We start from the raw sequence: 15,353 nt of genomic DNA on the forward strand, positions 1-15,353 counted from the left end.
CCCGCTAAGGCCACTGGTAACCGATGCCGCTCACCCTCGCCTCACTCGTCCAGCACTCGGCGCTCAAGCTCAGCGTCCGGGCCGGGGAAGGCCGACTCGACACCCCGGTGCGGTGGGCCCACGTCAGCGAGCTCGCCGACCCCGTCCCCTATATGGAGGGCGGGGAGCTGCTCCTGATCACCGCGATGAAGCTGGACGCGGGAGACCCCGAGGAGATGCGGGCCTACGTACGCCGCCTCGCCGCGGCCGGGGTCGTCGGCATCGGCTTCGCGATCGGCGTCAACTACGAGGAGATCCCCGAGGCGCTGGTCGAGGCCGCGCGAGCCGAGGACATGCCGCTGCTGGAGGTGCCGCGGCGGACCCCCTTCCTGGCGATCAGCAAGGCGGTCTCCGCGGCCCTCGCCGCGGACCAGTACCGGGCCGTCACCGCCGGATTCGAGGCCCAGCGGGAGCTGACGCGCGCCGCGCTCTCCGTCGACGGCCCCACCGAGCTGCTCGTGAAACTGGCCGCGCACGTGCACGGCTGGGCCGCGCTGTACGACACCTCGGGCGCGGTCGTCGCGGCCGCCCCCGACTGGGCCGCGCGCCGCGCCGCCCGGCTGACGCCCGACGTGGAACGGCTTCGGGAGCGCCCGGCGCCCGCGAGCGCCGTGGTCGGCGGCTCCGAGGACCGCGTGGAACTCCAGTCCCTGGGCACGGGCCGGCGCGCCCGCGGCGCGCTCGCCGTCGGTACCGCGGCCCCGCTGGGCACCGCCGAGCGGTACGCCGTCCACTCCGCCGTCGCGCTGCTCACCCTCACCACCGAGCGCTCGCGCTCGCTGCACGACGCCGAGTCCCGGCTGGGGGCGGCGGTGCTGCGGATGCTGCTCGCGGGCGAGGCGGACCACGCGCGGGCCGTGGCCGGGGACCTGTACGGGGCCCTGCTGGAGGCACCGTTCCGGCTCGTCGTGGCCGAGCCGGCCCTGGCGGGGACCGCGCAGCCGGAAGGCCTGGCGCTGCTGGCCGACACGGTGGAGTCGGCGGCGGCCCGGACCGGAGAGGCGCTGCTCGTCGTCCCGGAGGAGGGCCGGCTCGTGGTCCTGGCCTCCGACGGGGGCTCGGCCGTACAGGCATGCATGGACCACGCGGAGGCACTGGAGGCGCGGCGCGGCCGGGACGCGGCCGGTCCGGAGCCGGACGAGCTGGTGGTCGGCCTGTCCGCGCCGGCCGGACCGGGCGGTGTGGCGGCCGCCCTCAAGCAGGCCGACCAGGCCCTGGCCGTGGCCCGGCGCCGCGGCCGGCCGATGGTCGAGCACGAGGACATGGCGGCGGGCTCGGTCCTGCCGCTGCTGGCCGACGACGCCGTACGGGCCTTCGCGGACGGCACCCTGCGCGCGCTGCGGGAGCACGACGCGACCGGGCGCGGCGACCTGGTGGCCTCGCTCCAGGCCTGGCTCTCCCGCCACGGGCAGTGGGACGCGGCCGCGGCCGACCTCGGCGTGCACCGGCACACCCTGCGCTACCGGATGAAGCGGGTCGAGGAGATCCTCGGCCGCTCCCTGGAGGACCCGGACGTCCGCATGGAGCTGTGGCTCGCCCTCAAGGCGACCTCGACCCCTTCCTAGGCGCGCAGGGGCCGGCACCCGGCCGGCTGGACAGTGACAAAGCGGCGAAGCGCGACGACCCGCCGCTCCATCAGGGACAAACGCCGAAACGCCGACGGAGTTCTACGGTGGAGGGGTCAGGACCCACCGCACACTTCCGAAGGGCCGGGATTCGCATGACTTCCACCCACGCCTTCTGGCTCGCCGGCCGCCAGGCCACCGGCGAGGACAGCTTCGACGTCCACTCCCCGTGGGACGGCCGCCTGGTCGCCGCCGTCAGCGTGCCGACCGACGAGCAGGTCGAAGAGGCCGTGGCCGCGGCGTACGCCGTGACGGCGGAGTTCTCCGCGACCCCCGCCCACGTACGGGCCGCGGCCCTGGACCACGTGTCCAAGCGGCTCGCCGAGCGCACCGAGGAGATCGCCCAGCTGATCTCCGCCGAGAACGGCAAGCCCGTCAAGTGGGCCCGCGGTGAGGTCGGCCGTGCGGTGTCCGTGTTCCGCTTCGCCGCCGAAGAGGCCCGCCGCTTCAACGGCGGAGAGGCCCAGCGCCTGGACACCGACGCCGGTGGTGTCGGCCGTCTCGCGCTGACCCGCCGCTTCGTCAAGGGCCCGGTCCTCGGCATCGCGCCGTTCAACTTCCCGCTGAACCTGTGCGCCCACAAGGTGGCCCCGGCCATCGCCGTCGGCGCGCCGATCATCCTCAAGCCGGCCCCGGCCACGCCGCTGTCCGGTCTGATCCTCGGCGAGCTGCTCGCCGAGACCGACCTCCCGGCCGGTTCCTGGTCGGTCCTGCCGGTCGCCAACGACAAGATGCCGGCCCTGGTCAAGGACGAGCGCCTGCCCGTCATCTCCTTCACCGGCTCCGACACCGTCGGCTACGCGATCCAGCAGTCGGTGCCCCACAAGCACTGCACCCTGGAGCTCGGCGGCAACGCCGCGGCCGTCGTCCTGGACGACTGGTCCTCCGAGGCCGACCTCGACTGGGCCGCGACCCGTATCGCGACCTTCTCGAACTACCAGGCCGGCCAGTCCTGCATCTCCGTGCAGCGCGTGATCGCCGACGCCTCCGTCTACGACCGCCTCGTCGAGAAGGTCGTCGAGAAGGTCCAGGCCCAGGTCACCGGCGACCCGTCCGACTCCGCCACCGACGTCGGCCCCCTCGTCTCCGAGGCCGCCGCCCAGCGTGTCGAGTCCTGGGTCGACGAGGCCGTGGCCGGCGGAGCCAAGCTGCTCACCGGCGGCAAGCGCGCGGGTGCCTCGTACGAGCCCACCGTCCTGGCCCACGTGCCGGACGGCGTCAAGCTCGCCACCGAGGAGGTCTTCGGACCGGTCCTGACGCTGAAGAAGGTCGAGAACACCGACGAGGCCTTCGCCGCCGTCAACGACTCGAAGTTCGGTCTGCAGACCGGCGTCTTCACCCGCAACGTCCAGACCGCGTTCCGGGCCCACCGCGAGCTTGAGGTCGGCGGTGTGATCATCGGCGACGCGCCGTCCTACCGCGCCGACCAGATGCCGTACGGCGGCGTCAAGCAGTCCGGTGTGGGCCGCGAGGGCGTCCGCTACGCGATGGACGACTACACGTACGAGCGAGTCCTGGTCCTGACCGGCCTCGACATCTGATCTCGTACGGCCCAGAAGCCGACGGCCGGAGCCTACTGTGCGGGGGCTCCGGCCGTCCCCTTTTTCCCTCCAGGCCCGGTTCGCCGCCCGGGCGCTCCTGCCGCCGCTTCTGCTCACCCGCCTGGGCGTAGCAGCGCGGCCGGGCCGGATTTCCCTCGCTCGGACGGCTCCGGCTTTTCCCGGCGGGCCGGAGAGGGTACGACTCACAGGTAGCACCGGCTGGTAATGCCGGTGGACCCCTGACTTCCGACTTCGGCGGCGAGGTGAGTCCCCTCATGTCCGCAACACAGCCCAAGGTGACCGAGCGCGAGGCACGGCAGGTCGCGGAGGCGGCCCGGGAACAGGACTGGCGCAAACCCAGTTTCGCCAAGGAACTGTTCCTCGGACGCTTCCGGCTCGACCTGATCCACCCCCATCCGCTCCCCGCCGACGAGGACGTCCGGCGGGGCGAGGCCTTCCTGGCCCGGCTGCGGGAGTTCTGCGAGACCCGCATCGACGGGGCCCTCATCGAGCGCGAGGCGAAGATTCCCGACGAGACCGTGCGCGGTCTCAAGGAGCTCGGCGCCCTCGGCATGAAGATCGACCCCAAGTACGGCGGCCTCGGTCTCACCCAGGTCTACTACAACAAGGCGCTGGCCCTCGTCGGCTCGGTGAGCCCGGCCATCGGGGCCCTGCTCTCCGCCCACCAGTCGATCGGTGTGCCCCAGCCGCTGAAGATGTTCGGCACGCAGGAGCAGAAGGACGCCTACCTGCCCCGCTGCGCCACCACCGCCATCAGCGCCTTCCTGCTCACCGAGCCCGACGTGGGGTCCGACCCGGCGCGCCTGGCCACCACGGCGGTCCCGGACGGGGACGACGCGTACGTGCTCGACGGCGTGAAGCTGTGGACGACCAACGGGGTCGTCGCGGACCTGCTCGTCGTGATGGCCCGCGTCCCGAAGTCCGAGAACCACCGCGGCGGGATCACCGCCTTCGTCGTCGAGGCGGACTCGCCGGGGATCACCGTCGAGCACCGCAACGCCTTCATGGGCCTGCGCGGCCTGGAGAACGGCGTGACCCGCTTCCACCGGGTACGGGTCCCGGCCGCCCAGCGCATCGGCGCCGAGGGCGCCGGGCTCAAGATCGCCCTGACCACGCTCAACACCGGCCGGCTGTCCCTGCCCGCCATGTGCGTCGGCGCCGGCAAGTGGTGCCTGAAGATCGCCCGCGAGTGGTCCGGCGTACGCGAGCAGTGGGGCCGGCCGGTCGCGCGGCACGAGGCGGTCGGTGCCAAGATCTCCTTCATCGCCGCCACCACCTTCGCCCTCGAAGCGGTGGTCGACCTCGCCTCCCAGATGGCCGACGAGGACCGCAACGACATCCGCATCGAGGCCGCCCTCGCCAAGCTCTACGGTTCCGAGATGGCCTGCCTGATGGCCGACGAACTGGTCCAGATCCGTGGCGGGCGCGGCTTCGAGACCGCCGAGTCCCTGGCCGCCCGCGGCGAACGCGCCGTCCCCGCCGAGCAGATGCTCCGCGACCTGCGCATCAACCGGATCTTCGAGGGCTCCACCGAGATCATGCACCTGCTGATCGCCCGCGAGGCCGTCGACGCCCACCTCTCGGTGGCGGGCGACCTCATCGACCCGGAGAAGGCACTGGGCGACAAGGCGAAGGCCGGAGCCCGCGCCGCCGGGTTCTACGCCCGCTGGCTGCCCAAGCTCGCCACCGGCCCCGGCCAGGTCCCCGGCACCTACCGCGCCTTCCACCCGAACGGCCACCCCGACCTCTCCACCCACCTGCGCTACGTGGAGCGCAGCGCCCGCAAACTCGCCCGCTCCACCTTCTACGCCATGTCCCGCTGGCAGGGCCGGATGGAGACCAAACAGGGCTTCCTCGGCCGGATCGTCGACATCGGCGCCGAGCTCTTCGCCATGAGCGCGGCCTGCGTCCGCGCCGAGCACCTGCGCGCCACCGGCGCCCACGGCCGTGAGGCCTACCAGCTGGCCGACGCCTTCTGCGAGCAGTCCCGGCTGCGCGTGGAGGAACTCTTCGGCCGGCTCTGGTCCAACACCGACGACCTCGACCGCAAGGTGGTCGCGGGAGTCCTGTCCGGCACCTACGCATGGCTGGAGGACGGCGTCCTCGACCCCTCCGGCGAGGGCCCCTGGATCGCGGACGCGACGCCCGGACCCTCGACGCAGAAAAACGTGCACCGCCCCATCCGCTGACCTGCGATCATCGCCGGACGTCGGACAGACGTACGAGGATGAGTACGAGTACTGGTACGCGTACGAGCACAGCGCGAGGCGGACGAGAACGATGTCGACGGCCGAGGAAGACCGCACCAGCCGACGGCTGGCCTGGTGCGTGGCGCACCTGCTGCGCCACGCACCGGACCACATCGTCACCGACATGATCGGCAGGCTGGACGAGTCCACCCGCAAATACCTGTGCCGGGACGAGTGGCTGTCGGCCTCGACCGTCACCCTGCTGCTGCGCCACGGCGGCGCGGCCGACCGGACCTTCATCGCGCGCAACCCCCGGGTCGTGGGCCGGCCGCTGCCCGGGCTGCCCGGACCCGCCCGCTACGCCCGCCGCCGCACCCCGCCCGAACTCCTGCCGGTGCTCCGCGCCGAGCTCGGCAGGGACCCCGGCGAGGAACCGCTCGGCGCGGCCGAGCTGGCCGGCCTGCTGCGCCGGCACGGCAGGCGCGGGCCGCGGGTCCCCCTGGACATCCTGGCGCCGCGGTACCGGCCGGACCCGGAGCTGCTGCTCGCCGAGCACCTGCGCGAGCCGCTGCCGACCGGCGCCGTCGAGGCCCTGCTGCTCGTCGCGGACCTGCCCCTGGAGACCGTCCACGCCTTCCTGGCCGCCCCGGAGGGGCCGTCGGACGGGCGCTCCTGGCACCGGCCCGCCGTCCGCGCCGTGCGGATGGGACGGGTCACGCACGAGGAACTCGTCACCCACGTCGCCCCCGCGCACCGGACCCTGCTGCTCGCCCGGCTCCCCGACACCCACGGCCTGCGCTGGACCCTGCCCGAACAGGCCGGCATGCAGACGGCCGTCCTGCGGGCCCTGCGCCCGCTGGGGGACGACCCCCGGCTGTGGGCGGAACTGCTGCGGCACGCCCCCGGCTACGGGGGCCCGCTGCCCGCGCTGGTCGCCGCGCTGGCCGACGGCACGGTGCCCGACGCGGCCGACGCGGGTGAGCCCGGCCCCGACCTCGTCCGTGCGGTGCGCCACCTGTCCCCGACGGCCGCCCCGCCCTACGGGGGCGTGGAGCGCGAGCTGGCCCTGGCGAGCCTCGCCGTGCCGATGGACCGTGTCGAGGAGGACATCCGCTGGGTGCGCGACTGCATCGACCGCGGCCTGCTCACCGGCCATGACGTGATCCGGCACAAGCTGCCGGCCTGCTGGGCCCTCGACCAGGACCACTGGCTCGGTGACGTGGACCATCCCGACCGGCACGACCGCCCCGCGGCCGTCCTCGCCTCCCACGCCGAGGCCGACCAGCTGCTGGCCCTGGCCCTCGACGAGGACCCCGAAGCCTGGTGGAGCGTCGCCCGGACGCTCCCCGAGTTCGCCGGAACGCTCCCGCACCTGCTTCTGCGGGTAACGGAAGGGGGCTCCGTGTCCGGCCGCTCATGACTTGCGGCAACAATGGGGGCATGAGCGACCGCCCAGCCCCCCTCGCCGATCCGCACCTCCTCTTCGATCCTGCGGCCGGCCTCCGGGACATCGTCATCCTCGGGTCGACCGGGTCCATCGGGACCCAGGCCATCGACCTCGCCCTGCGCAACCCGGACCGGTTCAAGGTCACCGCGCTGTCCGCCGCCGGCGGGCGGGTGGAGCTGCTGGCCGAGCAGGCCCGTCTGCTGCGGGTCAAGGCCGTGGCCGTCGCCCGCGAGGACGTCGTACCGGCCCTGAAAGAGGCGCTGAGCGCCCAGTACGGGGCTTCCGAGCCGCTGCCCGAGATCCTGGCCGGTCCGGACGCCGCGGCCGAACTCGCCGCCTCCGAGTGCCACACCGTCCTCAACGGCATCACCGGTTCCATCGGCCTCGCGCCGACCCTCGCCGCACTGCGGGCGGGCCGGACCCTGGCCCTGGCCAACAAGGAGTCGCTGATCGTCGGCGGCCCGCTGGTCAAGGCCCTCGCGAAGCCCGGCCAGATCATCCCGGTGGACTCCGAGCACGCGGCGCTCTTCCAGGCGCTCGCCGCGGGCACCCGGGCCGACGTCCGCAAGCTCGTGGTGACCGCCTCCGGCGGGCCCTTCCGCGGCCGCACCCGCGCCGAGCTGGCGAGCGTGACCGTCCAGGACGCGCTCGCGCACCCCACCTGGGCCATGGGCCCGGTGATCACCGTGAACTCCTCGACCCTGGTCAACAAGGGTCTGGAGGTCATCGAGGCGCACCTGCTCTACGACATCCCCTTCGACCGCATCGAGGTCGTGGTCCATCCGCAGTCCTACGTGCACTCGATGGTGGAGTTCACCGACGGCTCCACGCTCGCCCAGGCCACCCCGCCGGACATGCGCGGCCCGATCGCGATCGGCCTCGGCTGGCCCGAGCGGATCCCGGACGCGGCCCCCGCCTTCGACTGGACCAAGGCCTCCACCTGGGAGTTCTTCCCGCTGGACACCGAGGCCTTCCCGTCGGTGGGCCTCGCCCGGCACGTGGGCACCCTCGGCGGCACCGCCCCGGCCGTGTTCAACGCGGCCAACGAGGAGTGCGTGGAAGCATTCCTGGCAGGTCGGCTGCCGTTCACAGCAATCATGGATACGGTCTCTGCCGTGGTCGATGAACACGGGACACCTGAGTCGGGAACCTCCCTGACGGTCCAGGACGTCCTTGAAGCGGAGGCCTGGGCCAGGGCCCGGGCGCGGGAGATGGCGGCACGGGCCGCCGTGGAGGCGCGCGCATGACACTACTGATGACGGTGCTCGGGGTCGTGGTCTTCGCGGTCGGCCTGCTGGTCTCCATCGCCTGGCACGAGCTGGGGCACCTCTCCACGGCCAAGATCTTCGGCATTCGCGTGCCGCAGTACATGGTGGGCTTCGGGCCGACCATCTGGTCGCGGAGGAAGGGCGAGACCGAGTACGGGATCAAGGCCATCCCGATGGGCGGCTACATCCGCATGATCGGGATGTTCCCGCCCGGCGAGGACGGCAAGGTCACCGCCCGCTCCACCTCGCCGTTCCGGTCGATGATCGAGGACGCGCGCTCGGCCGCGTACGAGGAGCTCCAGCCCGGGGACGACAGCCGGCTCTTCTACACGCGCAAGCCGTGGAAGCGCGTGATCGTGATGTTCGCCGGGCCGTTCATGAACCTGATCCTGGCCGTGGCGATCTTCCTCACGACCCTGATGACCTTCGGGCTCAACACCCAGACCACTTCGGTCGCCACCGTCTCGGACTGCGTCGTCCAGCAGAGCGTGAAGCGCGAGAAGTGCCTGCCCACCGACCCGCCGGCCCCCGCCAAGGCCGCGGGCCTGAAGGCGGGCGACAAGATCGTCGCCTTCAACGGCCGAGCGGTCGGCGACTGGTCCGCCCTGCAGAAGAACATCCGCGCCACCGTCGGCCCCGCCACGATCACCGTGGAGCGGGCCGGGGAGCGGGTGGACCTCAAGGCGAACCTGATCGAGAACAAGGTCGCCAAGACGGACGGCAACGGCCGGTACGTCAAGGACGAGTACGTCACCGCGGGCTTCCTCGGCTTCGCCCCCGCCTCCGGCTACGTCCCGCAGTCCTTCGGCCAGTCCGTCGACCGCATGGGCGAGATGATGGAGGCCGGCGTCCAGTCGCTGGTCCAGCTCCCGACCAAGGTCCCCGACCTGTGGAACGCGGCCTTCAACGGGGCCGAGCGCAAGCAGGACAGCCCGATGGGCGTCGTCGGCGCGGCGCGGGTCAGCGGTGAGATCTTCACCCTCGACATCCCCGCCCAGCACCAGCTGGTCTTCTTCCTCAACCTGCTGGCCGGCTTCAACCTCTCGCTGTTCCTGTTCAACATGCTGCCGCTGCTCCCGCTCGACGGCGGGCACATCGCCGGCGCCCTGTGGGAATCGTTCCGGCGCACCCTGGCACGGATCTTCCGGCGCCCCGACCCCGGCCCGTTCGACGTGGCGAAGCTGATGCCCGTCGCGTACGTGGTCGCGGGCCTGTTCATCTGCTTCACCCTGCTGGTGATGGTGGCCGACGTGGTGAACCCGATCAAGATCACCTAGTTCGCGGGGGCTCTACCCCAGGCGTACGGGAGCCGGGCACGGATCGTGCCCGGCTCCCTACGTTCGGGTGGCGCACCCCCTCGGATGCACGGGCCACCCCGTGGTTGGCGTAATCTCGAAGCCTGGAGCCCGCCGATCTCGGGACCTTGATCCACACCTTGGGGTTGCACAGCAGATGACTGCCATCTCTCTCGGAATGCCGGCCGTGCCGACGAAGCTTGCCGACCGCAGGGTCAGCCGCAAGATCCAGGTCGGCAAGGTGGCCGTCGGCGGCGACGCACAGATCTCCGTGCAGTCGATGACCACCACCAGGACCTCCGACATCGGGGCGACGCTCCAGCAGATCGCCGAGCTCACCGCCTCCGGCTGCGACATCGTCCGTGTGGCCTGCCCGACCCAGGACGACGCCGACGCGCTCGCCGTGATCGCGAAGAAGTCGCAGATCCCGGTCATCGCCGACATCCACTTCCAGCCGAAGTACGTGTTCGCCGCGATCGACGCCGGCTGCGCCGCGGTCCGTGTGAACCCGGGCAACATCAAGCAGTTCGACGACAAGGTCAAGGAGATCGCGAAGGCCGCGAACGAGACGCGCACGCCGATCCGCATCGGTGTGAACGCCGGCTCCCTCGACGCCCGCCTGCTGAAGAAGTACGGCAAGGCCACCCCCGAGGCGCTGGTCGAGTCCGCGCTCTGGGAGGCCTCCCTCTTCGAGGAGCACGGCTTCGGCGACATCAAGATCTCGGTCAAGCACAACGACCCGGTCGTCATGGTCAACGCCTACCGCCAGCTCGCCGCCGCCTGCGACTACCCGCTGCACCTGGGCGTCACCGAGGCCGGCCCCGCCTTCCAGGGCACCATCAAGTCCGCCGTCGCCTTCGGCGCGCTGCTCTCCGAGGGCATCGGCGACACCATCCGCGTCTCCCTCTCCGCCCCGCCGGTGGAGGAGGTCAAGGTCGGCATCCAGATCCTGGAGTCCCTGAACCTCAAGCCGCGCCGCCTGGAGATCGTCTCCTGCCCGTCCTGCGGCCGCGCCCAGGTCGACGTCTACAAGCTGGCCGAGGAGGTCACGGCGGGCCTGGAGGGCATGGAGGTCCCGCTGCGCGTCGCGGTCATGGGCTGCGTCGTCAACGGCCCCGGCGAGGCCCGTGAGGCCGACCTCGGCGTCGCCTCCGGCAACGGCAAGGGCCAGATCTTCGTGAAGGGCGAGGTCATCAAGACCGTCCCCGAGTCGAAGATCGTGGAGACCCTCATCGAAGAGGCCATGAAGATCGCGGCGCAGATGGAGGCCGACGGCATCGCCAGTGGCGAGCCCACGGTCGCGATCGGCGTCTGACCCTCCGGGCCCGGCTCGCCTCCGGGGCGCCTGCCGCCGGCTCGTGCCGCGCCCTTTCGGCTCGCTCGCCCCTGCAGGCCTCGTCAGTGGCCCCGGCATCGTTCCCGCAGCTCGGGGGCGGTCCGGGGCTCTTTCGCGACCTCGGACGCGGCATCCCCGAGCCCTGCCGGGTACAGTGCGGAGATCAGCAGACTTGCATGGTGAGGCCCCAGTGTTGACGCAGACCACCACCCGGGTCCTTGAACCCAGTGATCTCGACGCCGCGATGGACATCCTCGGACGCGAGCCGGTCGAGAACGCCTTTGTCACCTCCCGGGTCCAGGTCGCCGGCCTCGACCCCTGGCGCCTGGGCGGCGAGATGTGGGGCTGGTACGCCGACGGCGAGCTCCGCTCGCTCTGCTACGCGGGCGCCAACCTGGTCCCCGTCTGCGCCGGACCCGACGCCGTACGCGCCTTCGCCGACCGGGCCCGCCGCACCGGCCGCCGCTGCTCCTCCATCGTCGGCCCCGCCGAGGCCACCCGGCTGCTGTGGCAGCTCCTGGAGCCCAGCTGGGGCCCGGCCCGCGAGGTCCGCTCCCATCAGCCGCTCATGGTCATCGAGCGTCCGTCCACCACGGTCGAGGCCGACTCGCAGGTCCGCCGGATCCGCAAGGACGAGATGGACCTGATCATGCCTGCCTGCGTGGCCATGTTCACCGAGGAGGTCGGCATCTCGCCGATGGCCGGTGACGGCGGGCTGCTCTACCAGGCCCGCGTCGCCGAGCTCGTCGCCGGCGGCCGTTCCTTCGCCCGCGTCGACGACGGCAAGGTCGTCTTCAAGGCCGAGATCGGCGCCGCCACCGCCCGCGCCTGCCAGATCCAGGGCGTGTGGGTGGACCCCGACTTCCGGGGCCAGGGCCACTCGGAGACCGGGATGGCCGCCGTCGTCGAGTACGCGCTGCGCGACGTCGCTCCCGTGGTCAGCCTCTACGTGAACGACTTCAACACCGCCGCCCGGGCGGCCTACCGCCGCGTGGGCTTCCGCGAGGTCGGCGCGTTCATGAGCGTGCTCTTCTGACACCCGGTTCCGACACCCGGCCGCGCCCGGTCCGAAAGGCGGGCCACGGACCCCGACTGCGGCATTCCGGCAGCCCCGTACCGCGAAGTAAGGTCGCCGCATGCTGCCTTCCGGAGTCCGAATCGGTCCCCTCGACCTCGCCGCCCGCGTGGACGAGGCCCTGCGCGTGCAGGCCGTCGCCTTCGGCCTCAGCGAGGAGGAGGTCGGCATCCGGCGCTACATCGTCCAGCGCCACATGACCTGCCGCGGCGCCCGCGCCCTCGGGGCGTTCGCCGAGGACGGAGCGCTCACCGGATTCGTGTACGGCATGCCGAACGACCGCACCCACTGGTGGTCCACCATCGTCGAGCCCTACCTGCGGGCCGGCGGGCACGAGGACTGGCTCGACGGCTCCTTCGTGATCACCGAGCTGCACGTCCACCCCGGCTTCCAGGGCCACGGCGTCGGCCGCGCCCTCATCACCGGCATCACCGACGACGCCGCCGAGCCCCGCTCGATCCTCTCCGCCATCGACACCGACAGCCCCGCCCGCGGCCTCTACCGGGCCCTCGGCTACACCGACCTCGCCCGCCAGGTCCACTTCCCGAGCGCGAGCCTGCCGTACGCCGTCATGGGGGCCACCCTGCCGCTGAGCAGGCCCTGAAACCGGTACCACGCGCCGCCGGGCCCCCGGTAATCTCCCGACATGTCTACGCAACACGTACAGCGCATGTCCCGCCTCATGGCCAAGACCCTCCGCGAGGACCCGGCCGACGCCGAAACCCTCAGCCACCGGCTCCTGGTCCGCGCCGGCTACGTCCGGCGCAGCTCGGCCGGGGTGTGGACGTGGCTGCCCCTCGGCAAGCGGGTCCTGGACAACGTCTCGCGCGTCGTCCGCGAGGAGATGGACGCGATCGGGGCCCAGGAGGTGCTGCTCCCGGCCCTGCTGCCGAAGGAGCCGTACGAGGTCAGCGGGCGCTGGTCGGAATACGGGGACCTGCTGTTCCGGCTCAAGGACCGCAAGGGCGCGGACTACCTGCTCGGGCCCACGCACGAGGAGATCTTCACCCTCGTGGTGAAGGACCAGTGCACCTCCTACAAGGACCTGCCGGTCATGCTCTACCAGATCCAGACCAAGTACCGCGACGAGGCGCGGCCCCGGTCCGGGGTGCTGCGCGGGCGCGAGTTCCAGATGAAGGACTCGTACTCCTTCGACGTGTCCGACGAGGGCCTTGAGGAGTCCTACCGGCTCCACCGCGAGGCGTACGTCCGCATCTTCGAGCGGCTCGGCCTGGACCACCGGATCGTGTCGGCCGTGTCGGGCGCGATGGGCGGCTCGGCCTCGGAGGAGTTCCTGGCCCCGGCCGAGGCGGGCGAGGACACCTTCGTGGACTGCCCGTCCTGCGACTACGCGGCGAACACGGAGGCCGTGACGTTCGCCCTGGCTCCCGTGACCGGGGAGCACCCGGCGCTGGAGGAGGTGGACACCCCGGACACCCCGACGATCGAGACCCTGGCCGCGCACCTGGGCGTACCCGCCTCGGCGACGCTGAAGAACCTCCTGGTCAAGGTCGACGGCGAGATCACGGCCGTGGGCGTACCGGGGGACCGCGAGGTGGACCTCGGCAAGCTGGGCGAGCACCTGGCCCCGGCGGTGGTGGAGTTGGTGACGGCCGAGGACTTCGAGGGCCGCCCGGACCTGGTACGCGGCTACGTGGGCCCGCAGGGTCTGGAGAAGGTCCGCTACCTGGCCGACCCCCGGGTCGCGCCCGGCACTTCGTGGGTGACGGGAGCCAACCGGGCGGACACGCACGCCCGGAACGTGGTCTGCGGGCGGGACTTCGAGGTCGACCGGTACCTGGACGTGGTGGTCGTGGAGCCGGGCGACCCCTGCCCGTCCTGCGGAGCGGGGCTGAAGCTCGACCGGGCCATCGAGATCGGACACATCTTCCAGCTGGGCCGCAAGTACGCCGACGCCTTCGGGCTGGACGTGCTCGGCCGCGAGGGCAAGCCGGTCCGGGTCACGATGGGTTCGTACGGCATCGGCGTCTCCCGTGCGGTGGCGGCGCTGGCCGAGCAGACGGCGGACGAGCGCGGCCTGTGCTGGCCCGCGGCGGTGGCCCCGGCCGACGTCCACGTGGTGGCGGCGGGCAAGGCGGTGCCGCTCGCGCTGGCGGAGGAGGCGGCGACGGCCCTGGCCGCGGCGGGTCTGCGGGTGCTGCTGGACGACCGTCCCGGCCTGTCGCCCGGCGTGAAGCTCACGGACGCGGAACTCATCGGCGTGCCGTGGATCCTGGTGGCGGGCCGCCGATCCGCCGACGGGGTGGTCGAACTCCAGCACCGCGCGTCGGGCACCCGCGAGGAACTCCCCTTGGCAGAAGCCCTGTCCCGCCTGACGCCGTAGCGCCGGCTGCGGCCCGGCTCCCGGGGCTCCGCCCCGGACCCCCGCGCCTCAATCGCCGGCGGGGCTGGACATATCCAGCCCCGCCGGCGATTGAGGCGCGCGACCGGGCAGAGCCCGGGCAGCGGCTACTCGCGCAGGCCGTCCCGTTCATGCTCCGGCGGCGGCGCGTCCAGCATCAGCCCGTCCGCCGCACCGTCGAGCGCATCGGCGACCTCGGCCGGAGCGGGAGCCGCGTCGAGCGCGTCCGCAGCGAAGGCCGCGTCGACCTCGGCCGGCCCGGGGCCTTCGGAAGCCGGGCCGGCCGGGGCCGGTTCCTTCCGCGCGGGAGCCGCCGCAGGCGCAGGGGCCGAGCGCTCAAGGAAGCGCAGCAGCTCCACCGGGAACGGCAGCACCAGCGTGGAGTTCTTCTCGGCGGCGACCGCCACGATCGTGTGGAGCAGACGCAACTGCAACGCCGCCGGCTGCTCCGACATGACCTCCGCCGCCTCGGCGAGCTTGTGCGAGGCCTGCAGCTCCGCGTCCGCGTTGATCACGCGCGCCCGGCGCTCCCGGTCCGCCTCCGCCTGCCGTGCCATCGACCGCTTCATCGTCTCCGGCAGCGAGACGTCCTTGATCTCGACCCGGTCGATCTGCGTGCCCCAGCCCACCGCCGGGCTGTCGATCATCAGCTCCAGGCCCTGGTTGAGCATCTCCCGGTTCGACAGCAGATCGTCCAGGTCGGACTTTCCGATGATCGACCTGAGCGAGGTCTGCGCCATCTGCGAGACGGCGAAGCGGTAGTCCTCCACCGCCACGATCGCGCTCGCCGGGTCGACGACCTTGAAGTACACGACCGCGTCCACCCGCACCGTGACGTTGTCCCGGGTGATGCCCTCCTGCGCGGGCACCGGCAGCGTCACGATCTGCATGTTCACCTTACGGAGCCGCTCCACGAAGGGAATGATCGTCGTGAAGCCGGGCCCGCGGACCTCCTCGCGCAGCCTGCCGAAGCGGAAGACCAGACCCCGCTCGTACTGCTTCACCACCCGGGCCGCGGCGCCCACGTAGACCGCGACGCCCACACCCGTGGCGATGACCGCTGTCAGCAGTTCTTCGACCATGACGGCCCCCTGCCGGACATACCTTGATATCTACGGTATGCCCATGGGGGTGTCTGGTCGATCAGGGCGGCCC

11 protein-coding genes are annotated in these 15,353 nt (G+C 72.2%); 10 read left to right on the plus strand and 1 reads right to left on the minus strand.

Going from position 1 to position 15,353, the window contains the following annotated elements:
* Positions 1 to 23: 23 nt before the first annotated feature.
* The 10 genes from ACFY0D_RS28235 to ACFY0D_RS28280 all read left to right on the plus strand — a co-directional run bounded on the left by ACFY0D_RS28235 (position 24) and on the right by ACFY0D_RS28280 (position 14,180).
* On the plus strand, positions 24 to 1,604 hold the full coding sequence (locus tag ACFY0D_RS28235; RefSeq protein ID WP_390800840.1) for a PucR family transcriptional regulator: 1,581 nt from the start codon (positions 24 to 26) through the stop codon (positions 1,602 to 1,604).
* Positions 1,605 to 1,759: 155 nt separating this feature from the next.
* Positions 1,760 to 3,205, plus strand: a complete 1,446-nt coding sequence (locus tag ACFY0D_RS28240; protein WP_301366167.1) for an aldehyde dehydrogenase family protein — start codon at positions 1,760 to 1,762, stop codon at positions 3,203 to 3,205.
* 275 nt (positions 3,206 to 3,480) lie between these two features.
* Complete coding sequence (locus ACFY0D_RS28245; RefSeq protein WP_390800841.1) at positions 3,481 to 5,415, plus strand: acyl-CoA dehydrogenase family protein; 1,935 nt, start codon at positions 3,481 to 3,483, stop codon at positions 5,413 to 5,415.
* Between the two features lie 91 nt (positions 5,416 to 5,506).
* Positions 5,507 to 6,835, plus strand: a complete 1,329-nt coding sequence (locus tag ACFY0D_RS28250; protein WP_390800842.1) for a hypothetical protein — start codon at positions 5,507 to 5,509, stop codon at positions 6,833 to 6,835.
* Positions 6,836 to 6,855: 20 nt separating this feature from the next.
* Positions 6,856 to 8,109 carry a 1-deoxy-D-xylulose-5-phosphate reductoisomerase gene (dxr, locus tag ACFY0D_RS28255; protein WP_390800843.1) on the plus strand — a complete coding sequence of 418 codons (1,254 nt, stop codon included), beginning with the start codon at positions 6,856 to 6,858 and terminating at the stop codon, positions 8,107 to 8,109.
* On the plus strand, positions 8,106 to 9,407 hold the full coding sequence (locus tag ACFY0D_RS28260; RefSeq protein ID WP_390800844.1) for a M50 family metallopeptidase: 1,302 nt from the start codon (positions 8,106 to 8,108) through the stop codon (positions 9,405 to 9,407). The genes dxr and ACFY0D_RS28260 overlap by 4 nt, the downstream gene beginning before the upstream one ends.
* Positions 9,408 to 9,582: 175 nt before the next feature.
* On the plus strand, positions 9,583 to 10,740 hold the full coding sequence (ispG, locus tag ACFY0D_RS28265) for a flavodoxin-dependent (E)-4-hydroxy-3-methylbut-2-enyl-diphosphate synthase (protein ID WP_390800845.1): 1,158 nt from the start codon (positions 9,583 to 9,585) through the stop codon (positions 10,738 to 10,740).
* Positions 10,741 to 10,954: 214 nt separating this feature from the next.
* Positions 10,955 to 11,797 carry a GNAT family N-acetyltransferase gene (locus ACFY0D_RS28270; RefSeq protein WP_390800877.1) on the plus strand — a complete coding sequence of 281 codons (843 nt, stop codon included), beginning with the start codon at positions 10,955 to 10,957 and terminating at the stop codon, positions 11,795 to 11,797.
* Between the two features lie 100 nt (positions 11,798 to 11,897).
* Positions 11,898 to 12,440, plus strand: a complete 543-nt coding sequence (locus ACFY0D_RS28275) for a GNAT family N-acetyltransferase (RefSeq protein ID WP_390800846.1) — start codon at positions 11,898 to 11,900, stop codon at positions 12,438 to 12,440.
* Between the two features lie 42 nt (positions 12,441 to 12,482).
* Complete coding sequence (locus ACFY0D_RS28280) at positions 12,483 to 14,180, plus strand: proline--tRNA ligase (protein WP_390800847.1); 1,698 nt, start codon at positions 12,483 to 12,485, stop codon at positions 14,178 to 14,180.
* A 125-nt stretch (positions 14,181 to 14,305) separates the two neighbouring features.
* Here the strand turns inward: ACFY0D_RS28280 and ACFY0D_RS28285 are convergent, their stop codons facing one another.
* Entirely contained in the window at positions 14,306 to 15,280 is a 975-nt protein-coding gene (locus ACFY0D_RS28285; RefSeq protein WP_390800848.1) for a slipin family protein, read from the minus strand.
* Between the last annotated feature and the right edge of the window lie 73 nt (positions 15,281 to 15,353).

Source organism: Streptomyces sp. NPDC001502 (genome assembly GCF_042894785.1).
GTDB lineage: Bacteria > Actinomycetota > Actinomycetes > Streptomycetales > Streptomycetaceae > Streptomyces > Streptomyces kutzneri.

What these genes read in the sequence shown, in the direction of transcription:
- ACFY0D_RS28245 (WP_390800841.1), top strand. Translation starts at nt 3,481, where the DNA reads ATGTCCGCAACACAGCCCAAGGTGACCGAGCGCGAGGCACGGCAGGTC.
- ACFY0D_RS28250 (WP_390800842.1), top strand. Translation starts at nt 5,507, where the DNA reads ATGTCGACGGCCGAGGAAGACCGCACCAGCCGACGGCTGGCCTGGTGC.
- ACFY0D_RS28235 (WP_390800840.1), top strand. Translation starts at nt 24, where the DNA reads ATGCCGCTCACCCTCGCCTCACTCGTCCAGCACTCGGCGCTCAAGCTC.
- ACFY0D_RS28280 (WP_390800847.1), top strand. Translation starts at nt 12,483, where the DNA reads ATGTCTACGCAACACGTACAGCGCATGTCCCGCCTCATGGCCAAGACC.
- dxr (WP_390800843.1), top strand. Translation starts at nt 6,856, where the DNA reads ATGAGCGACCGCCCAGCCCCCCTCGCCGATCCGCACCTCCTCTTCGAT.
- ACFY0D_RS28240 (WP_301366167.1), top strand. Translation starts at nt 1,760, where the DNA reads ATGACTTCCACCCACGCCTTCTGGCTCGCCGGCCGCCAGGCCACCGGC.
- ACFY0D_RS28260 (WP_390800844.1), top strand. Translation starts at nt 8,106, where the DNA reads ATGACACTACTGATGACGGTGCTCGGGGTCGTGGTCTTCGCGGTCGGC.
- ispG (WP_390800845.1), top strand. Translation starts at nt 9,583, where the DNA reads ATGACTGCCATCTCTCTCGGAATGCCGGCCGTGCCGACGAAGCTTGCC.
- ACFY0D_RS28275 (WP_390800846.1), top strand. Translation starts at nt 11,898, where the DNA reads ATGCTGCCTTCCGGAGTCCGAATCGGTCCCCTCGACCTCGCCGCCCGC.
- ACFY0D_RS28285 (WP_390800848.1), bottom strand. Translation starts at nt 15,280, where the DNA reads ATGGTCGAAGAACTGCTGACAGCGGTCATCGCCACGGGTGTGGGCGTC.